Origin of the sequence: Bacillus sp. KICET-1 (assembly GCF_027721405.1) — a bacterium.
Classification (GTDB): Bacteria; Bacillota; Bacilli; order Bacillales; family Bacillaceae; genus Bacillus; species Bacillus velezensis.
The window spans coordinates 1126730-1145867 of the sequence record NZ_CP113515.1 but is presented as its reverse complement, the minus strand read 5'-3'; the positions used below and the strand labels follow the sequence as shown (position 1 = coordinate 1145867).

The following is a 19138-nucleotide window of genomic DNA, read 5'->3' as shown; positions in this document are numbered from 1 at the left end:
CAGGTTCTTTACAATATCGTGAAGATTATGTCATAAAAAAAAAGCAAATGCCGGTTATGGCATTTGCCCTTTCATTTGATCAGCGGAAATAACTGATCAGGAGTCCGATTGAAAGCAGGAATCCGAAGAATGTATTGGTTTGCGCCGTTGATTTCATCGCAATAATCATGTTCATCGGCATTTCGTTTTTCACAAAGCCCTTCACGGCCTGAACGGGTTTCGGCACGCTCAAAAAGACCAGGAACAGCCACGGGCTTGTGTAACCCATAATGACAAGACCGACGATCCAGATGTAAGCGATGGCAAAAGATGCGGCCAGTATCATAACGGCCCCTCTATGCCCCATCAAAATGGCCAGCGTTTTACGTCCGCCTTTTTTATCTTCCTCAATATCACGGATATTGTTGGACAGGTTAATCGCTCCGACCAGGATGGCTATCGGGATGGAAATCAAAATGCTCTGTTCATTAATTCTGCCTGTCTGAATGAAGAAAGAAATAAGGACAAATACAGAACCCATGCAAATGCCGGAGAACAGTTCCCCGAACGGTGTATACGCAATCGGCAGCGGGCCGCCCGTATACAGATAGCCGATCAGCATGCCGGCAAGGCCGATAGCCGCAAGCCACCAGCTGCTGCTCATGCAGATATAAACACCGAGCACGAGGGCAATCGCATAAGAGCCGAGCGCCAGCTGCAGAATTGTTTTCGGCTTCATGCCGTGGCGGACGATCGCTCCGCCGATACCGACGGAATCCTCCGTATCTAAACCGCGTTTAAAATCGTAATATTCATTGAATAAGTTCGTGGCGATCTGGATCCAAAGGCAGGAAAACAGCATGGCCAAAAACAGCAGGAAATCAACCTTTACGTAAAACATCGCCAATACGGTGCCGAGAAGTACGGGCACAAACGATGCCGTCAATGTATGAGGGCGGGTTAGCTGCCACAAAATGCGGCCCATGCTTTCTTTCTCGGGCGTCTTTTGGCTGCCCCCCATATTGTTTTGATTCATTTTCCTCTTCCTTTCTATTAAAAGGCTTTCACAGTCAGCCGATAACAGTAGTGTTGAATTGGGGTTTTCACGTTTTCTGCTACCTTATCTATCATAATAATTTCTTCCTCATTTCACAAGATGCGGCGCTTTATCAGCTATCCTGCCGGAAACGGCTTTTCGCCCTTCTCCATTGGGGTTCGGCACAAGCCTGCTTAAGAAAAAGCCGCCAAAATTTTTTTACCTCGTTTATATTTACGATAAGTTAAAAATCCCGCCTGAACAGCGCTTTTTTAGTATGATCATTTGCCAATTTATACATGCGTGTTTTCCATCCTTTTGTTTCTCATTCATTTTTAAGGAAATTTTAAGCTTAGGATATTAGACATATTTTGAAACTTTTTGTTAATCTAATCGTCATATACTGGTGTAATTATTGAATACGCGGGGAAGGAATTTTGAATATGATGCAAAAATTAAAACGTGCTTATGAAAATACATTGATCAAATGGACGTTTCATACGGGCTTTTATTTTCTGATATTAGTATTGCTCTTTTGGATGTATGGATTTCATACAGCGAATACCGGCACTTATATTTACAACGATTTCTAATCGGGGAGGATAACTATGAAACTACTTGATGCTATAAAAACATACGCAGACGCCAAGCCGCAGGCCGAAGCGTTTCGTTCCTTAGATCATTCCCTCACTTACGGGGAATTATGGGATTTGTCGGAGCGGGTTGCGTCCGGCATTCAAAAACATACAGCTGACGGTTCGAAAGCGCCTGTCCTGGTTTACGGACATATGGAGCCGAATATGATCGTTTCTTTCTTAGGAAGCGTCAAAGCGGGCCGCCCTTACATCCCTGTCGATGTTTCCATTCCGGCGGAGCGGATCGTCAAAATCATTGAAAGCTCAGGCGCAGAGCTGCTTATCAGCGTATCGGGCGATGCAGTCGATACGGGAAGCAATCTGATTAAAACCGTTACGCCCGAAGAGCTTGCAGCTGACGGAGATGCAGACCTCAGCCGTGAGAACTGGGTAAAAGAGCTGGACACATTTTACATTATTTACACGTCCGGCAGCACGGGAAACCCGAAGGGCGTGCAGATATCGGCTGATAACCTGCAAAGCTTCACTGACTGGATCTGCAGGGATTTTCCTGTGGGCGATGGTAAGACATTCTTAAACCAAGCGCCGTTTTCTTTTGATTTATCTGTCATGGACATTTTCCCTTCGCTTCAAACGGGAGGTACGCTGCATTGCGTAACGAAAGACAAAATCAATAAACCGAAAGTACTATTTGAAGAGCTGGAGAAATCCAAACTGAACGTCTGGACATCGACGCCGTCTTTCGTCCAAATGTGTCTGATGGACCCCGGCTTTACGCAGGAGCTCCTGCCTGAGACAGAAGTATTTATGTTTTGCGGAGAAGCGCTTCCGGCTGCCGTGGCACAGGAGCTGTTAAACCGTTTTCCGAAGGCCCGCGTATTCAATACATACGGCCCGACTGAAACAACGGTTGCCGTCACCTCCGTTGAAATTACGCAGCAGATCATCGATGAACATGAATCTCTGCCCGTCGGTTTTGCAAAACCCGATATGAATATCTTCATCATGGATGAAAACGGGAATAAGCTTCCGGACGGAGAAAAAGGGGAAATCATCATCGCCGGCCCGAGCGTGAGCAAAGGCTATCTCGGTGAACCGTCTCTGACTGAAAAAGCGTTTTTCTCAATTGACGGCCAGTGGGCATATCATACGGGTGATGCCGGTTATGTTCAGGATGGTCAGATTTTCTGCCAAGGACGCCTTGATTTCCAGATTAAGCTTCACGGCTACCGCATGGAGCTGGAGGAAATCGAAGTACATGTAAGGCAGTCTCAATATGTGCGCACGGCGGTTGTCATCCCGTATCAGCCTAACGGACCAGTCGAATATTTAATTGCCGCCATCGTGCCTGAAAAACATGATTTTGAAAAAGAATTCCAGCTGACAAGCGCCATTAAGAAAGAACTGGCCGCTTCGCTTCCGGCCTACATGATTCCGAGAAAATTCATTTATCAGGATCACATTCAAATGACTGCGAACGGAAAAATCGACCGTAAACGCATTGGCGAAGAGGTTCTTGTATGACGCCTTACAGCTCGTTTTTCTTCTTTATCTTACTTGGAATCCTTCTTTTGCCGACGATTTTTTTAGGGCTGAACGGCAAGAGATTCCAAGGATACAACATGTTTATATCCATCATCGTATTGGCTTTGATTTTCGCGCATGATCTGCACGGCGTGATCGCACTATGTATCTTTACGTTGTGGCAGGTGCTTTTAATCAGGGGTTATCTCGCTTACAGACTGAAAGCCAACAGCGGCTTTGTCTTCAGTATGGCCGTGATCGCGTCTATTTTACCCCTGTTTTTATCTAAATTATGGCCGTTTTTCTTCCCGCCGGTGCCTCATCACCCGGTTCATAACCTGATCAGTTTCTTAGGAATTTCTTATTTGACATTTAAAGGCGTCCAGCTGATCATGGAAACGAGAGACGGACTGATTAAAGAAAAAATGCCGCTTCACCGCCTTTTGTACTTTATTATGTTTTTCCCGACCATTTCTTCCGGCCCGATCGACAGATACCGCAGATTTGCCAAGGACGAACAGAAAGTATGGACAAAGGGAGAATACGCTGATTTACTGTATACCGGCATTCATAAAATTTTTATCGGTTTCTTGTACAAATTCATTATCGGATATGCGATTAACACGTATTTCATTATGAATCTGTCTCATATCACCCACAGCAAACTGTGGGGTAATGTGCTGTACATGTACGGATACAGCTTGTACCTGTTTTTTGATTTTGCGGGTTACACGATGTTTGCCGTCGGTGTAAGCTATATCATGGGTATCAAATCTCCGGAAAACTTTAATAAGCCGTTTATCAGCAAAAACATTAAAGACTTCTGGAACCGCTGGCACATGTCCTTATCCTTCTGGTTCAGAGACTACGTATTTATGCGCTTTGTTTTCTGGATGACAAAGAAAAAATGGATAAAGAACCGGATGGCCGTCTCGAACATCGGGTATTTCCTGCTGTTCATGCTGATGGGCGTCTGGCACGGACTCGCCCTGCAATATATTGTATACGGCCTGTACCACGCCGTATTAATGACCGGGTATAACTTTTTTGAGAAATGGAATAAGAAATACAAGTGGCTGCCCGCCAATCGTTTTACGGCCTTTTTAGCCATCGTCATCACATTCCATTTCGTATGTTTCGGATTTTATATTTTCTCAGGAAAACCATTTCATCACTAAAGGAGATTGAAAACACATGGAATTTAAACAGGAAGTATTAGACGTATTAGCTGAAGTTTGTCAGGAGGACGCTGTGAAAGAAAATCCTGATATTGAAATCTTTGAAGAAGGACTGCTTGATTCTTTCGGAACTGTAGAGCTGCTTGTCGCCATCGAAAACCGCTTCGGCATTACAGTGCCGATCACTGAATTTGACCGTGACGAGTGGAATACGCCAAACAACATTGTAAACAAACTGACTGAGTTGAAGTAAATGAAAAAGCGTTTCTTTGGACCAATTATTTTAGCGTTCGTCCTGTTTGTCGGAGCTATCGCAGTTCCGGCTTCATGGCTTACGCGCTTCATTCCTGAAAAACGTGTCGAAGAGTCGGCGGCAGCCTTAAATCCGAATATGTTCCAGGGACTCTATCTTCAAAACAAAATGTTCGAAGACTCGAAGTATCTGCCGATTTTCGGTTCTTCCGAGCTTTCAAGACTGGATGAGTTTCACCCGTCCAACTATTTCCAAGTGAACAACCAAGGCTTTACGCCTTATCTTGTCGGAAAAGGCGGGGACCAATCCTTGATACACGCCGTGAACTTTGCGGCGCATTATCAGCAGCTGAAGGGCAAAAAACTGGTATTCATTGTTTCTCCGCAATGGTTTATCAAAAAAGGTTCTGATGAACAGCACTTTGCGCCGAATTTTTCATCACTTCAGGCATTGGATTTAGCATTTAATAACCAGATTGATCCCGCGGTCAAAAAGAACATGATGAAGCGCATGCTCCGTTTTAAAGTCGTTCAGCATGATGCCGTCCTTTCTGAATTGTACAAGGGAATGGTCAACGGACAATCATGGAAAGTGAAAGCGGTCATGCCGGCTGCAAAAGCTTATTATTCTCTGCTTGAGAAAAAAGATCTTTATTATTCAATGGGAGAAAACAAGGGCCCTGAACGGACGATCTCTGAAAACCTGAAAGGGAAATCGTGGTCAGAGTTAAAAACAGCCGCCGCTCAATTAGGAGAACGGAGCTCCAAGTCCAATCCTTTCTATATCGATGACGCTTCTTATAAAAAGATTAAGAAGAAAGTAAAGAGAGTGAAAGGAATCAACAAAGGAAGAACATACGCCAAATCAGTCGAATATCACGACTTTGAGGATATGCTGGACATTCTGAAAGATGCAGGCGCTGAACCGATGTTCGTGGTTATTCCGGTCAACGGAAAATGGTATGACTACACCGGCTTCCCGAAAAAAGGCCGGACTGATTACTACAAAAAAGTCACTAAGCAAATTAAAGCGAAGGGCTTTCAGGTTGCCGACTTATCCGGGCACGAATATGATCCGTACTTTATGAAAGACACCATCCATATCGCCTGGAAGGGCTGGGTGTACGTCGATAAAGCAATGGAGCAGTTTTACAAAACCGGCAAGGTGACGGTTCACTGAGCACGGTGATGACAGAATACGTAAAAACGAACACGCAGGGGGCATTCTCTCCCCTGCTTTTTATGTGATTTTGATTTTTTCACAAATTTGAGGAAAACTATTGCGAATATTTGTTGAAGGTATACAATAGAATATAAATTATTTTCAAATAAGTTTGACAATAACACCAATAGGGAGACAGAACATTATGAAACAAGACATTCGTGTTGAATTGACTTCAGCCAAAAAACCGAAACCGGACCCCCATGACCTTGCGTTCGGCAGAATTTTCACCGACCATATGTTTGTTATGGATTACGACGCCGGTCAAGGATGGTATGATCCGAGAATTATCCCTTATCAGTCCATCTCAATGGATCCTGCGGCCATGGTTTATCATTACGGCCAAACCGTTTTTGAAGGGCTTAAAGCGTATGTAACGAAGGATCAGGAAGTGCTTCTGTTCAGACCGGAGAAAAATATGGAGCGCCTGAACCAGTCAAATGACCGCCTTTGCATCCCGCTCATTGATGAAGAGCTTGTTCTTGAAGGCCTGAAACAGCTCGTAGCCATCGACCAAGACTGGATTCCGAAAGCGGAAGGCACTTCCCTTTATATCCGTCCGTTTATTATTGCGACTGAGCCTTTCCTCGGTGTAGCGGCATCCCATACGTACAAGCTGTTTATCATTCTTTCCCCGGTCGGCTCTTATTACAAAGAAGGCATTAAACCGGTAAAAATCGCCGTGGAAAACGAATTCGTGCGCGCCGTCAAAGGCGGCACCGGAAACGCGAAAACCGCCGGCAACTACGCATCAAGCCTGAAAGCGCAGCAGGTTGCGGAAGAGAAGGGATTTTCCCAGGTTTTATGGCTTGACGGCATTGAGAAAAAATACATCGAAGAAGTCGGCAGCATGAACATCTTCTTCAAAATCAGCGGCGAGATCGTGACACCGGAGCTGAACGGAAGCATTCTTGAAGGAATTACGAGAAATTCCGTCATCACCCTTCTCAAACATTGGGGACTGACTGTGTCTGAGCGGAAGATTTCGATCGATGAAATCATCCAGGCGCATCGTGACGGCCGATTGGAAGAAACATTCGGAACTGGTACGGCGGCGGTCATTTCTCCGGTCGGCGAACTGATCTGGAATGATGAAAGTCTTGTCATCGGCAGCGGTGAAACCGGAGAGATCTCGAAGAAATTGTACGATACCATTACAGGCATTCAAAAAGGCGCGGAAGCCGACGTGTTCGGCTGGACGACGAAAGTCGCCTCACTAAGCGAATCAAAATAAGCAAAAAACCCGGAAGCGAATCCGGGTTTTTTTACTGCTCTTATGCTTCAATCGACTTAAAGAAATGGGGCAGATGTTCTTTGTGGGCCTCAAGCATTTCATCCAGAATGGCCTTTGCCACGGAGTCTGACGGGACAAGAGGGTTGATCGTCATCGCAAGAAGCGCCGTTTGATAATCTCCCGTGACGGCTGCTTCAGCGGCGACGCGCTCAAATGATTTGATTTGCTGGACGAGTCCGCGGACAGACACCGGCAGATCACCGACGGCGATCGGTTTCGGACCGTCTTTCGTCATGACGCAGTTCACTTCGACCGCTGAGTCATTCGGAATGCTGGCGATCGCGCCGTTGTTTATTGTATTGACGGGCTGGATATCATGTTTGTCGTTATAGATGGAGCTGATCAGGTTGCAGGCCGCGTCACTGTAGTACGCTCCGCCCCGTTTTTCCAGCTGCGGCGGTTTGATGGCGAGATTCGGATCTTTGTACAGTTCGAACAGTTCTTTCTCAACCTTCTGCACGACCTCGGCGCGTGTGCCCTCCGTCTGTGACGCTTCTATTTCATGCTCGAGCATTTCTTTCGTTTTGAAATAATAGCGGTGGTAGCCGCAAGGAATCAGATCGAGCGCCTTCAGGAATTCAGGCTCCCATTCCGCTCCGGAAATATTTTTCATCGTCATGGCGTTTTCCGGGTCTCCCATGGCTTCAATGACTTGATCCTTCACGCTGACGCCGTCTAAGAAAACATCTAATCCGAAGACCATGTGATTCAGCCCGGCAAATTGCACTTCGATCCGGCTGACATCCACATCCAATGCTTTTGCGACGCCCATTTTAATGCCGATCGGCACATTGCAGAGGCCGACGACTTTTGTCAGATTCGAGTAGCGGAGCAAGGCCTCGGTAACCATGCCGGCAGGGTTTGTGAAATTCACAAGCCATGCATTCGGACAAAGCTCTTCGATGTCTTTCGCGATTTCCAGAATAACCGGGATGGTGCGCAGCCCTTTGAATAAACCGCCCGGACCGTTTGTCTCCTGGCCGATTACGCCGTATTTTAACGGAATCCGTTCGTCTTTGGCGCGGGCCTCAAGAAGGCCGACGCGGAATTGAGTCGTTACGAAATCAGCATCCTTCAAAGCTTCTCTCCGGTCAAGCGTCAGGTGAATCTCTATCGGAACGCCCGCTTTTTCGACCATGCGTTTTGCAAGCGTGCCGACGATATTGAGTTTTTTCTCGCCTTCGGGAATGTCGACAAGCCATAATTCTCTGACAGGCAGTTCCTCATAGCGCTTAATGATGCCTTCCACAAGCTCCGGTGTATAGCTTGAACCTCCGCCGATCGTTACAATTTTAATTCCTTTTGTCATATTTTTGCTCCTCCTTGCAGACTCACTTTTTCGTAAATCTCGACTAACTCAGCGGCCAAGTCTTTCACGGTCATGGCATTCATTAAATGATCTTGCGCATGCACCATTAAAAGCGTCATGTCTGTTTTTTCTCCGCCGGCTTCATTTTGGATCAATTCTGTCTGGTAATGATGGGCTTCTGTCAGTTCCCTTGCGGCTTCCTGAAGCTTTTCCTCGGCCATGGCTCTGTCCCCCCGCTTTGCGGCGGCAATGGCTTCCATTGATGCGCTTCTGCCGTTGCCGCCATGCAGGATGATCTGAAAAATGGTCTGTTCCATTTTTTCATTCATGTGTTTCACTCCCTTTCTCTACAGCACGGCTTTTTCGTCTCCCTGTACGGCTGGCGCCTGCGATTGTTCAAGTTCGTTTTCTTCTTTCAGCTTTTGCGAATCCCACATTCTGAAGAACGGATAGTACACGATAAAGGCTGTGATGATATTAATCGCCTGCATGACAGCCCCTGATATTTTTCCGCCCGTGGCAAGATAGCCGGAGAAAATCGGCGGCATCGTCCATGGGACGGCAATGCCGGCAGGTTTGGCGACGAGGCCGGTGCTCATGCCGATATAGGTAAGGACCAGTGTGACAAGCGGTGTGATAATGAACGGAATGAGAAGCATCGGGTTCATGACGATCGGCATTCCGAAAATAATCGGCTCATTAATATTAAAGACGGCCGGCCCGATGGCGAGTTTCCCAAGCTGCTTCATCTGCTTGCTTCGCGAACGGAGAAACATGGTGACCACGAGCGCCAGTGTCGCGCCGCTTCCGCCGATGTTGATCCAGATTTCAAAAAACTGCTGGGTGAAAATATTCGGAAGCGCATCGCCCGCCTGAAACGCAATCCGGTTGGCATCCATCGCTCCGAACCAGATCGGCGCCATGACGCCGCCGACTATGTTCGCCCCGTGTAATCCGCACGCCCACAAGAGCATTTGAACCGCTTCGGCTATCAGGCTTCCGCCGAGACTTCCCCCAAGATTCGAGAGCGGCGTCCCCAGTACAACGCTTACAATGTTATGAAGGTTTTCAAACGGCGTCGCTTCGACAATTAAACGCGCACCCCAGATCAGAAAGATGACGGCAAAGCCGGGAATTAAGGCGACAAACGATTTGCTGACCGCCGGAGGCACACCGTCCGGCATTTTGAAGACGAAATTCCGCTGGATGATCAAGCGGTAAATTTCTGTCGACAGCATGGCGATGATCATCGCGACAAACAGCCCTTTGCTTCCCATGAGAGAAAGCGGAATGCCGCCGCCCACCATGATTTCCTCTTTGGCGCCGGAAGGCAGAAACGGAACTTTGTACGGCGTTGCCAAGAGAAACGCCGCCAAAGATATCGCACCGGCCGATAATGCGTCCACCCCGTATTTTTCGGCCAGGCGGTAGGCGATTCCGAAAGCGGCGACAAGACCCATGATTTCAAAGGTCGCATCAACCGGATATTGCAGTTTTTGAGACCAGGCGCTTCCGAACGTCTTTGCCATGAAATCCGCATATCCCGGAATCGGCAGGTTGCCGATGATCAGAAAAAACGAACCGATGATGATAAGCGGCATGGTGAGGATGATCCCGTCACGCAATGCTTGCAGATGCCGCTGGGAGGCAATTTTTCCGGCAATGGGCATGACTTTCTCTTCTAAAAACTGGTTCACCTTATTCACACGGCCCGCCCCTTTCTACGATGCGTTTCCGAGCTGTTCCGCTGATTTCAGAACCTCCGCTCCGTTGCAAGTGCCGTAATGGACGGTATTGATGACTTCAACCGGCACTCCTTTTGATTCACCCAATTTTTTCAGCTGCGGAAGCAAATAACGGACTTGAGGCCCAAGCAGCAATACGTCCGCTTTATCAATATGCTGGTTGACTGAATCGCCTGACACCGCCCAGATTTTATATTCTTTTCCTTGTTCCTGCGCGCTTTTTTCCATCTTGGTGACGAGTAAGCTTGTTGACATCCCTGCTGCACAAACGAGTAATATATTCATGTAAAAGACCTCCTGAAAGTTTGATATTTTGTATGTCTCGATGTTAGTACCATCATATTATGAAATCGCTTTCATAACTACTCAGGCTTTTTCCGCTGCTAACGGAAAAAAGGTGTATCCCGGTCTTTCTCTGATCGTTTGTCTCTGAATACTCGTAAAACCTCCTGATAGGTTGTGCATTTTAAGAGACGGCTTACCGCGGCCGGATCATCTAACATGCCGCCGAGCCATTTGTACATATGCTGGAGGTCGGCTTTGCTTTCTTTCTCGACGCAGAGCAGGCAGACAAATTGGACACGCTTATCCGCCCAGTCAATCGGTTTCTTCAGCGTGCATACCGCCCAAAACGTCGTGTCTGTCTGCGGAACGAGCGGGTGCGGAATCGCCGTAAGATTGCCGAAACTCGTAGGAGAAATCGCTTCCCTTTCAAAAATAGAATCGGTCAGAGAATCAGAAGCGAGGCCGGCTTCTGCAACCTGCTGTCCGAGAAAACGGATGACGTCCTCCTTCGTCTCCAGATCCTGCTGCAAAAATACCAGCTCCGGTTTCAGAAAGTTCAATTGTTCCCGCTTTTCTTCCAGCATGGCGTCGATTTTTGTAAAATCCCCGCCGCCCAACAGCGTATGAACCTTCAATACGGGAACGGGCAGGTCTTTTTTGATCGGCACTGTGCTGACCACAAAATCAATCGACTCAAAGGAAAGCTGGTCAAGGCTGCAGTAATCAGCCGTTCCGACGATTTCAAGACGCTTTGCGAACCGGGAACGGAGCTTTTCTCTTAAAAGCTGCGCGCTGCCGGCGCCGGACGCACAAACAATCAGACAGCGTTTAGGCGGCCGTTCCGTCTTTCTCCTTTCAATGGCGGCTCCGAAATGAAGCGCCAAATATCCGATCTCATTTTCATGAATATCAATGCCGGTTTGCTCCTTGATCACGATTCCCGCAATCACTCCCGCTTCAAATGCGAGCGGATAATTTTCCTTTATGGCGGAGAGCATCGGGTTTCTCAGGTTCATTCCGTACCGGTTTCGGTTAATCGCCGGCTTGATGTGGAGCGCAAGACCCGCTTTCAGCTCATTGTCGTCCGTGATTCCGAGCTTCAGCTCCCGCTCAATGGCTTCGATCATGGCCTCCGTCAAACGGCTGGTTTCCCCGTCTATCAGCCTTGTAAGCTCTTTTCCTTCCAATTGTGACTGGGTCATGCGCTTTGTCCCGAGCAGGTGAATGGCGATATAGGCGGTTTCCTGTTCGGGAAAGGTGACCGAAAGCGCAGATTCAAGCTCTTTTACGATGGCTTCCGCTGACTGATATTCTGTTTCAAGCTTAATATCATGAAGATCTTCCGGGATGAGAGATACATAGTTTTCTGTCCGGATTCGTTTGCAGGCAATGGCGATATGGATGATGAGATTGTTCAGGCCGAAGAAAGAAAGCGGGATCTTATGGTTTCGAACCTGCTTCATAATGGCTGTGCGGATCACATGAATGTCGTCTTTCGGCAGAATACCGGCCTTTTCACTCAGGAGATCAGGCTCGGGCTCGCGGTCGTCCACTAAGTATTCCGCCATACAATAACGGAGGCGGAGCTCTTCGCCGCGCAGCTTAAAGCCGTAGTTCGGCCTTGTTTCCAAAATGATGTCATAGGGGCGGAGCCGTTTTTTGACTTCTTTTAAATCAGATTGAAGTGTGGATTTACTAATGAACAGTTCTTCCGCCAAGTCATCCAGCTTGAGGTAGCCGTCGGCCAGAAGCATTCTTTTCATCAGGTAATCTATCCGTTCATCGGGAAAAATCGGCACGGTGCTGTTCTGCTGGAAATTGTCCTGAAGCCAGTTTTTAAACGGCTGCTCATTCCGGATCAGCAGCTTATAGCCGCTCCCTCTGACAGATTGAATGGATGCGCCGTGTTTTTCTACAATGGTTTGCAGTTCCTTTATGTCATTGCGGACCGTCCGCGTCGTTACCTTTACATTTGCAGCGATGACTGAGCTTGTAACCGGTGTTTCAGCAGCTAAAAGCAAGCGCAGAAGTTCACGAAGCCGCCCATGAAGCATGAGAAAAACCTCCTATCAGATCAGATGCAGACGTGAAAAATGGGCAAAAAGAATGAGGAAGGGGTAAATGTATGTAAATTCTATACTGGGGAGGATTTCAAGTCAATGCGGCAATCCGATGCCAAGACCGTAAAAAAACAGCCGGATCAGCCGGCTGTTCGGGATGCGGACATGCGGTTCCGCTTAGATGCCTTCCGTTCTTTTATGATTTTTCTGATGATCGGATAGATGACGGGCGCCCATTTGATAATCGTTTTGAAAAATTTTTTCAATGTCTGAATCCCCTTTCTTTTACCTTGTCTTTCCCCTGTTATCAGCGTTTATAAACATGGTCAGCGTGAGACATACCGGTTCCCCGTCACCCAATAGCGCCACGGATAATCCCGGGCTTCTCCGCTGTTGTCAATCCCGATTCTCGGGCCTGTTGATATATGCTCAGGCGTAAAGCCCTCCGTAATATACAGCGGCGGTTCCGTGATCATGCCGCCGTAGTCGTTCATTGAAATGCCCATCGCCTTCGTCAGTTTTCCCGGGCCGTTTGTCCGCTCTCTCGGGGGTCTGCCCGGTCTCCTGCTCTCCATCAGGAACTGTCCTTCATGAGGCTCCGCCGCCCTGATTAACACGGCCTGCGGAATGCCGATGTCCGCGGCGACGACGTTCATTAATGTATGAGTGTGCATGACGTATGTATAAATGCGGCCCGCCTCATGGAACATAATTTCCGTCCGTTTCGTGCGCCGGTTGCCGAAGCTGTGCGCCGCCCGGTCATCCGCTCCCATATAAGCTTCCGTTTCCACGATAAAACCTGAAGCCGTTCCCTCGTCCGTCTCCTTCACCAAGAGACAGCCGAGCAATAAAGGGGCAAGCTCCACTGACGGTCTCTGGTAAAATTCAATCGGCAAAGGCTTTCGTTCTCCCGCCATTTGCCTCCCTCCTTTCTGAATATAGCGATTTCCTCTTTCACGTTTTTCACTTCTTTTTTACAATATAAACATGAGAGAAAAAAAGGACATCATTGTTGAACGCTCTATTGCGTTTTGAAAATCAGCCCGGTATAATATGATGGTTCAAATGAAAATGATTCTCATATTCAATAAATACCGGACAATGATCATAAAAGTAGGTGAATTGATTTTTGAGCGATTCTGTCACGTCCGCAAACCGTCTGATCAGCATCTTAAAAAACGGGGTTTTCTTCCTGATCGCGGTGATCGGGCTGCTTGTATCTATTTTTTTCGCCGTCTCATTCGGCGCGAAAGACATTACTTTACATACGGTTTGGTCGGCTGTTGCTGATTATAATCCGAACATAACGGGCCAGCAGATCATTCATGAATTGCGTCTTCCGAGGGTGCTCGGGGCGGCCGTTACAGGAGCCGCTTTTGCCGCAGCCGGCGCCCTCATGCAGGGTGTCACGAGAAACCCGCTTGCCGATTCGGGTGTCTTAGGCGTAAACGCGGGCGCCATGTTTGTTGTTGCGCTCAGCTTTGCTTTTTTCCCTCATTTGTTATACGCCCTGCTGATGGTGATGTCATTTTTGGGAGCACTGGCAAGCACCGGCTTGATTTTCTTTATCAGTGCGGCGGGAAAAGGCAGCATGACGCCTTTAAAGGTGACGCTTGCCGGGGCGGTCGTGGCCGCGCTTTTACATTCACTCAGTACCGGTGTGGCGATTTATTACGATTTAAGCCAGGATTTGGCCTTCTGGTACGCCGGCGGGGTGTCGGGGATCAAGTGGGCTCATTTACAAGTCCTTGTTCCCGTGATTGCGGTCTTCATCATTCTCGCGACATTCATGGGCCGGTCCGTCACCCTTCTCTCAATGGGAAATGACGTGGCGGCGAATTTAGGGGTGAACACGGCGCTGACGCGTGCCGCCGGATTAATGATCGCCGTCGTTCTTGCCGGTGTGTCTGTTTCCGCTGCCGGCGCGATCGGCTTCGTCGGGCTGGTCATCCCCCATATCGCCCGCAAGATCGTCGGCGTTACGTACAGGCTGATTATTCCGATGTCCGCGTTGCTCGGCGCGATTCTATTGATTTTGGCCGACCTGGCCTCGCGCACGGTCAGTCCCCCGAGAGAATTGGCGATAGGCATTATGGTCGCACTTGTCGGTGTCCCTTTCTTTCTTTATATTGCCCGCAAGGAAGGGAGAGACTTATAAATGAAAGTGCAGAAAGAAACAAAAAAAGCGGCGGCGGCAGGACTCATTCTGCTGGTCATCGCCGTTTGCATGATTCTGATCGGGCTGCATACGGGCTCATTCCGGCTTTCTCCTCTCACCGTGGGAAAAACGCTGTTCGGATACGGCACGTTTCAAAGCACAACCGTTTTATTCGATTACCGGCTTCCCCGGATTCTGGTGACGATGCTGGCCGGCATCGGTTTAGGAGTGTCGGGCGCTATTTTGCAGGGTGTATCCCGAAATCCGCTTGCCGATCCGGGCATTCTCGGACTGCATGCCGGCGCTTCCTTCGGTTTGATGATGTATATCACATTCTTTCATTCCTTGGAGGCGCAAGCGTCGATGTTCATCCCGCTGTTTACGTTTGCGGGCGGAACACTCGCCGCCCTGCTGATCGTAGTGCTTACGTACGACAGGCTGAACGGTTTTTTAACGATCCGCATGCTGTTAGTCGGGATCGCCGTTTCCGCGGGCTTCAGCGCCGTTACATTGTTTATGTCGCTGCGCCTGAATGAAGAAACTTATACATTCGCTTCCCGCTGGCTGGTGGGAAACGTCTGGGGCAGGGATTGGATTCACGTGTGGTCGCTATTGCCCTGGATCGGCATTCTCGCACCGCTTGCATGGCTGAACGCCCGCTCTTTGAATATTTTAATGCTCGGTGACCAGGCATCCGCGGGGCTTGGCGCACACGTGCAGAGAAAAAGGATCATGCTGATCGCCATAGCGGTCGGCTTGTCCTGCGCGAGTGTGGCGATGGCCGGCGGAATCGGCTTTATCGGCTTTGCCGCCCCTCACTTGGCAAGACGGCTCGTCGGCACCATGCATCAGCATATTATTCCGATTGCGGGATTAATCGGACTTGTCATTCTTGTCGCGGCAGACACCATCGGCCGGTCTTTGTTTCAGCCGAACGCCATTCCGGCCGGCGTGGTTGCGGCAGCCATCGGCGCGCCGTATTTTCTCTATCTCGTCATGAAAATCAAATCATAAAACAAGGAGTATTCCCATGAAAAAAATAATTGCGCTCGTCAGTTTCATGTGTATTTTCTTACTGGCTGCCTGCCAATCCGATTCAACACAGCCGGAGTCAAAAAAGAAATCCGGCGATCATAAAATCGCTTCGATGTCCATTCACCTGACAAATGATCTGCTGGCTCTCGGCGTTACACCTGCCGGTTCCGTCGTGGGCGGAGAATTAAAAGATTTTCTCCCTCATGTGAAAAATCAGCTGAAAGACACGAAAAAACTCGGCCCTGCCTCAGATCCGGATATGGAAGCTTTACTTGAGCTGAACCCTGACAACATTTATCTTGATAAAGAATTTGCGGGAAAAGATGTGTCAAAATACAAGAAAATCGGAAACACACACGTTTTCGACCTTGATAAAGGCACTTGGCGCGATCATTTAAAAGACATCGGAAAAATCGTCAACCGTGAAAAAGAAGCGAAAACATTTATTCAGGATTACGAAGATGAAACAAAACAAGTCAGATCCATGATGAATAAGGAATTAGGGAAAAACGCCAAAGTCATGGCGATCCGCGTGAACGCAAAAGAGCTTCGCGTCTTCAGCACACGCCGCCCGATGGGACCGATTCTGTTTGACGATCTGAAGCTGAAACCGGCTGACGGCATTAAAGAAATGAACACCTCCCGCCCTTATGAAGTCATTTCTCAAGAAGTGCTGCCTGATTACAACGCAGATGCGATTTTCGTCGTCGTTAACAGAGACGACAAGTCACAGCAAGCCTATAAAGAATTGCAAAAAAGCGCTGTATGGAAAGGGCTGAAGGCCGTGAAAGCAAACCACGTCTATAAAATTGCCGATCAGCCTTGGCTTGATTATTCAGCACTGGGAAATAAATTAGCAATGGATGAAGCGAAAAAACTGTTCCAAAAATAAACATGAGCCGGTTTTGCAAAAATTGCAAGGCCGGCTTTTTTATATTGTCGTTTACTTATATAAACAACCGCTTATATAATAGTGTGAAAAAGGAGTGAGCGCATGGAACGGCGGCATCATGCTTTAAGTTCCGGAGGGATCAGCCAGTGCCTCAAGCTTCTAAGCGACCCGACGAGGCTTTTGATGCTGAAGCTTCTGGAGGATAAGGAATATTGTGTCTGCGAGCTGACGGCTATTTTTGATATAAGTCAGCCCGGCATCAGCCAGCACTTGCGGAAATTAAAGAACGCCGGCCTTGTGCGGGAAAGACGCGAGGGCCAGTGGCGGTACTATGCCATTCATCCGTCCGGTCCGGAATACGCGCTGGTTTGCTCGATTCTGCAGCAGATAGATGAAAAGGACGAAGTTTTACAGACATTGCGGCAAAAAGAAGTCACTGTTACATGCCGGTAAGGAGGATATATTCTTGGGAGTTGCGGTTTTATCAGCGCTGATTTTTGTGCTGACACTTGTGTTTGTCATATGGCAGCCGAAACATGTATCAATCGGCTGGTCTGCCTGCGGCGGAGCGGTTCTCGCTTTGATCGCCGGAGCAGTCAGCCTGCACGATATCGCGGAAGTGACGGGAATCGTCTGGAATGCGACACTTGCCTTTATCGCCATTATTATCATTTCATTAATTCTTGACAGCATCGGTTTTTTTGAGTGGGCCGCGCTGCATATGGCCATGGCGGCCAAAGGCAGCGGGCTGCGGATGTTTCTCTATGTGTCGGTCTTAGGGGCTGTTGTCTCCGCCCTGTTTGCCAATGACGGAGCGGCGCTCATTTTGACGCCGATCGTACTGGCGATGGTGCGGGCTTTGAATTTACCTGAAAAGCTGGTTTTTCCGTTTATTATCGCCGGAGGATTCATCGCCGACACCACCTCGCTTCCGCTCGTTGTAAGCAATTTGGTCAATATTGTATCCGCCGATTACTTTCATATCGGGTACATTGAATATGCATCACGCATGCTGGTGCCCAACCTTTTTTCTCTGGCGGCAAGCATTTTGGTGCTGTATCTCTATTTCAGAAAAAACATTCCGAAACGGTATGACACCGGTCTTGTGAAACATCCGGCATCCGCCATTAAGGATGAGCGCCTTTTCCGGTTATCATGGGCTGTGCTGGCCGTTTTATTGATCGGATATTTCGTCAGCGAACTGCTGTCGATACCCGTTTCCTTCGTTGCCGGCTCCATCGCGGTCATTTTTCTCATTCTGGCGCAGCGAAGCCCCGCCGTCCCTGCGAAACAAGTCATCAAGGACGCCCCGTGGGCCATCGTGTTTTTTTCTGTCGGCATGTATGTTGTCGTGTACGGCTTGCGGAATGCCGGACTGACGGATCTTCTTTCTCAGCTTATTCAGAAAGCGGCGGATCACGGATTGTTTGCGGGCACACTCGGAATGGGTTTTATCGCTGCGATCCTCTCCTCCGTTATGAATAACCTGCCGACGGTGATGATTGACGCCATAGCCATCAGCGGAACGGACACTCACGGGCTGCTGAGAGAAGCATTGATTTACGCGAATGTTATCGGTTCTGACCTCGGGCCGAAAATCACGCCGATCGGGTCGCTGGCGACATTGTTATGGCTCCACGTGCTGAGCCGGAAAAACGTGAAAATTTCCTGGGGAATGTATTTCAAAACAGGTCTGCTATTAACCATTCCGACGTTATTCATCACCCTGATCGGACTTTATTTATGGCTGTTATGGCTCGCTTGAGAAAAAAACCTTTTAAGTTGAATCTTAAAAGGTTTTTTTGTGTCAAAAATCCGAAAAGTTAAACTTTTATATTTTAAAAGTATAGACATTTAATTTCAAAAGATTATAATATTCATGAAAACGTTTTAACTTTATGAAAGAAGGGATTCCTCATGAAAAGAATTTTATTAGCCTGCAGCTCAGGCATGTCCACCAGCCTTCTTGTCACGAAAATGCAGAATTACGCCAGCTCCATCGGTGAGGAGGCCGAGATTTGGGCAGTCGGACAGGATAAAGCAAAAGAAGCGATGAAAGATGCAGACGTCGTACTGATCGGCCCGCAGATGAGTTTTTTAAAAGGCGAGCTTCAGAAAGAGGCGGACCCGCTTCACATCACCGTTGATGTGATTGACATGATGGCTTACGGCATGGGAGACGGCAAAAAAGCATACGAACAGGCCGTTGCCTTGATTGAGAACAAATAAAGGAGGCGATAAGCATGGAAACGTACACGGATGAACAGATCAGTTTTCAGCTGATTCTTCACAGCGGTAATGCCCGCAGCTGTATTATTCAATCGATACGCGCTTATAAAGACGGCCGGCCAGATGAGTCAGACACCTTTCTGACAAAGGCTGAAGAAGAACTGGGGAAAGCGCACGACATCCATTTTCAGATGATTCAAAAAGAAGCCGGCGGCGCCAAGACGGATGTCTCCCTGCTTTTTATGCATGCTGAAGACCACTTAATGTCAGCGCTCTCAATGAAAGAGCTGGTTAAAGAAATGCTCGACTTATTTCAATCAAAAAATTTATAAAAAGCCGGGGGT

At 48.2% G+C, this 19138-nt stretch carries 21 protein-coding genes; 13 read left to right on the top strand and 8 right to left on the bottom strand.

The annotated features are described in order from the left end of the window. Positions 1 to 79: 79 nt before the first annotated feature. A complete protein-coding gene (locus OVA33_RS05845) occupies positions 80 to 1015 on the bottom strand; it encodes a 1,4-dihydroxy-2-naphthoate polyprenyltransferase (protein WP_003150884.1) in 936 nt (311 codons plus the stop codon). A 443-nt stretch (positions 1016 to 1458) separates the two neighbouring features. Here OVA33_RS05845 and OVA33_RS05840 point away from each other — a divergent pair, with 443 nt between their 5' ends. The 6 genes from OVA33_RS05840 to OVA33_RS05815 all read left to right on the top strand — a co-directional run bounded on the left by OVA33_RS05840 (position 1459) and on the right by OVA33_RS05815 (position 7021). Continuing rightward, positions 1459 to 1608 (top strand): teichoic acid D-Ala incorporation-associated protein DltX, encoded by a 150-nt coding sequence (locus OVA33_RS05840; protein WP_003150882.1) that lies wholly within the window; start codon positions 1459 to 1461, stop codon positions 1606 to 1608. 15 nt (positions 1609 to 1623) lie between these two features. After that, positions 1624 to 3135, top strand: coding sequence for a D-alanine--poly(phosphoribitol) ligase subunit DltA (gene dltA, locus OVA33_RS05835; protein ID WP_017418629.1), 1512 nt, complete (start codon positions 1624 to 1626; stop codon positions 3133 to 3135). Continuing rightward, entirely contained in the window at positions 3132 to 4313 is a 1182-nt protein-coding gene (dltB, locus tag OVA33_RS05830; protein ID WP_017418628.1) for a D-alanyl-lipoteichoic acid biosynthesis protein DltB, read from the top strand. Before dltA ends, dltB begins: the two co-directional genes overlap by 4 nt. Before the next feature lie 16 nt (positions 4314 to 4329). Continuing rightward, entirely contained in the window at positions 4330 to 4566 is a 237-nt protein-coding gene (gene dltC, locus OVA33_RS05825) for a D-alanine--poly(phosphoribitol) ligase subunit 2 (RefSeq protein WP_003150875.1), read from the top strand. Beyond that, positions 4567 to 5745, top strand: a complete 1179-nt coding sequence (gene dltD, locus OVA33_RS05820; protein WP_012118763.1) for a D-alanyl-lipoteichoic acid biosynthesis protein DltD — start codon at positions 4567 to 4569, stop codon at positions 5743 to 5745. Positions 5746 to 5929: 184 nt separating this feature from the next. Continuing rightward, entirely contained in the window at positions 5930 to 7021 is a 1092-nt protein-coding gene (locus OVA33_RS05815; protein ID WP_026092285.1) for a branched-chain amino acid aminotransferase, read from the top strand. Between the two features lie 40 nt (positions 7022 to 7061). Here OVA33_RS05815 and licH read toward each other — a convergent pair whose 3' ends face one another. The 7 genes from licH to OVA33_RS05780 all read right to left on the bottom strand — a co-directional run bounded on the left by licH (position 7062) and on the right by OVA33_RS05780 (position 13397). Beyond that, a complete protein-coding gene (gene licH / locus OVA33_RS05810) occupies positions 7062 to 8390 on the bottom strand; it encodes a 6-phospho-beta-glucosidase LicH (protein ID WP_003150870.1) in 1329 nt (442 codons plus the stop codon). Continuing rightward, on the bottom strand, positions 8387 to 8719 hold the full coding sequence (gene licA / locus OVA33_RS05805) for a PTS lichenan transporter subunit IIA (RefSeq protein ID WP_003150867.1): 333 nt from the start codon (positions 8717 to 8719) through the stop codon (positions 8387 to 8389). Before licA ends, licH begins: the two co-directional genes overlap by 4 nt. An 18-nt stretch (positions 8720 to 8737) precedes the next feature. After that, complete coding sequence (gene celB, locus OVA33_RS05800) at positions 8738 to 10096, bottom strand: PTS cellobiose transporter subunit IIC (RefSeq protein WP_063636532.1); 1359 nt, start codon at positions 10094 to 10096, stop codon at positions 8738 to 8740. 15 nt (positions 10097 to 10111) lie between these two features. After that, positions 10112 to 10420, bottom strand: coding sequence for a PTS lichenan transporter subunit IIB (gene licB / locus OVA33_RS05795; protein ID WP_003150863.1), 309 nt, complete (start codon positions 10418 to 10420; stop codon positions 10112 to 10114). Positions 10421 to 10518: 98 nt separating this feature from the next. Next, positions 10519 to 12474 carry a transcriptional regulator LicR gene (licR, locus tag OVA33_RS05790; RefSeq protein WP_007407741.1) on the bottom strand — a complete coding sequence of 652 codons (1956 nt, stop codon included), beginning with the start codon at positions 12472 to 12474 and terminating at the stop codon, positions 10519 to 10521. A 146-nt stretch (positions 12475 to 12620) separates the two neighbouring features. Further along, a complete protein-coding gene (locus OVA33_RS05785) occupies positions 12621 to 12755 on the bottom strand; it encodes a hypothetical protein (protein ID WP_369719122.1) in 135 nt (44 codons plus the stop codon). Positions 12756 to 12806: 51 nt separating this feature from the next. Continuing rightward, entirely contained in the window at positions 12807 to 13397 is a 591-nt protein-coding gene (locus tag OVA33_RS05780; RefSeq protein WP_014419216.1) for a DNA-3-methyladenine glycosylase, read from the bottom strand. 242 nt (positions 13398 to 13639) lie between these two features. Between OVA33_RS05780 and OVA33_RS05775 the strand changes: the two genes are divergently transcribed. The 7 genes from OVA33_RS05775 (at position 13640) to OVA33_RS05745 (ending at position 19126) form a co-directional block, all read left to right on the top strand. Continuing rightward, complete coding sequence (locus OVA33_RS05775) at positions 13640 to 14638, top strand: FecCD family ABC transporter permease (RefSeq protein ID WP_063636592.1); 999 nt, start codon at positions 13640 to 13642, stop codon at positions 14636 to 14638. Further along, positions 14639 to 15652, top strand: a complete 1014-nt coding sequence (locus OVA33_RS05770) for a FecCD family ABC transporter permease (RefSeq protein WP_063636533.1) — start codon at positions 14639 to 14641, stop codon at positions 15650 to 15652. It abuts the gene before it with no gap. Positions 15653 to 15668: 16 nt separating this feature from the next. After that, the gene (locus OVA33_RS05765; protein WP_007407746.1) at positions 15669 to 16565 is read left to right on the top strand and encodes an ABC transporter substrate-binding protein; all 897 of its coding nucleotides are present in this window, start codon (positions 15669 to 15671) and stop codon (positions 16563 to 16565) included. 102 nt (positions 16566 to 16667) lie between these two features. Continuing rightward, positions 16668 to 17018, top strand: coding sequence for an ArsR/SmtB family transcription factor (locus tag OVA33_RS05760; protein WP_014419219.1), 351 nt, complete (start codon positions 16668 to 16670; stop codon positions 17016 to 17018). A gap of 13 nt (positions 17019 to 17031) precedes the next feature. Further along, on the top strand, positions 17032 to 18330 hold the full coding sequence (locus tag OVA33_RS05755) for an arsenical efflux pump membrane protein ArsB (RefSeq protein WP_063636534.1): 1299 nt from the start codon (positions 17032 to 17034) through the stop codon (positions 18328 to 18330). A gap of 152 nt (positions 18331 to 18482) precedes the next feature. After that, positions 18483 to 18794 carry a PTS sugar transporter subunit IIB gene (locus tag OVA33_RS05750; protein ID WP_003150851.1) on the top strand — a complete coding sequence of 104 codons (312 nt, stop codon included), beginning with the start codon at positions 18483 to 18485 and terminating at the stop codon, positions 18792 to 18794. A gap of 14 nt (positions 18795 to 18808) precedes the next feature. Next, the gene (locus OVA33_RS05745) at positions 18809 to 19126 is read left to right on the top strand and encodes a PTS lactose/cellobiose transporter subunit IIA (protein ID WP_003150849.1); all 318 of its coding nucleotides are present in this window, start codon (positions 18809 to 18811) and stop codon (positions 19124 to 19126) included. Positions 19127 to 19138 lie beyond the last annotated feature (12 nt).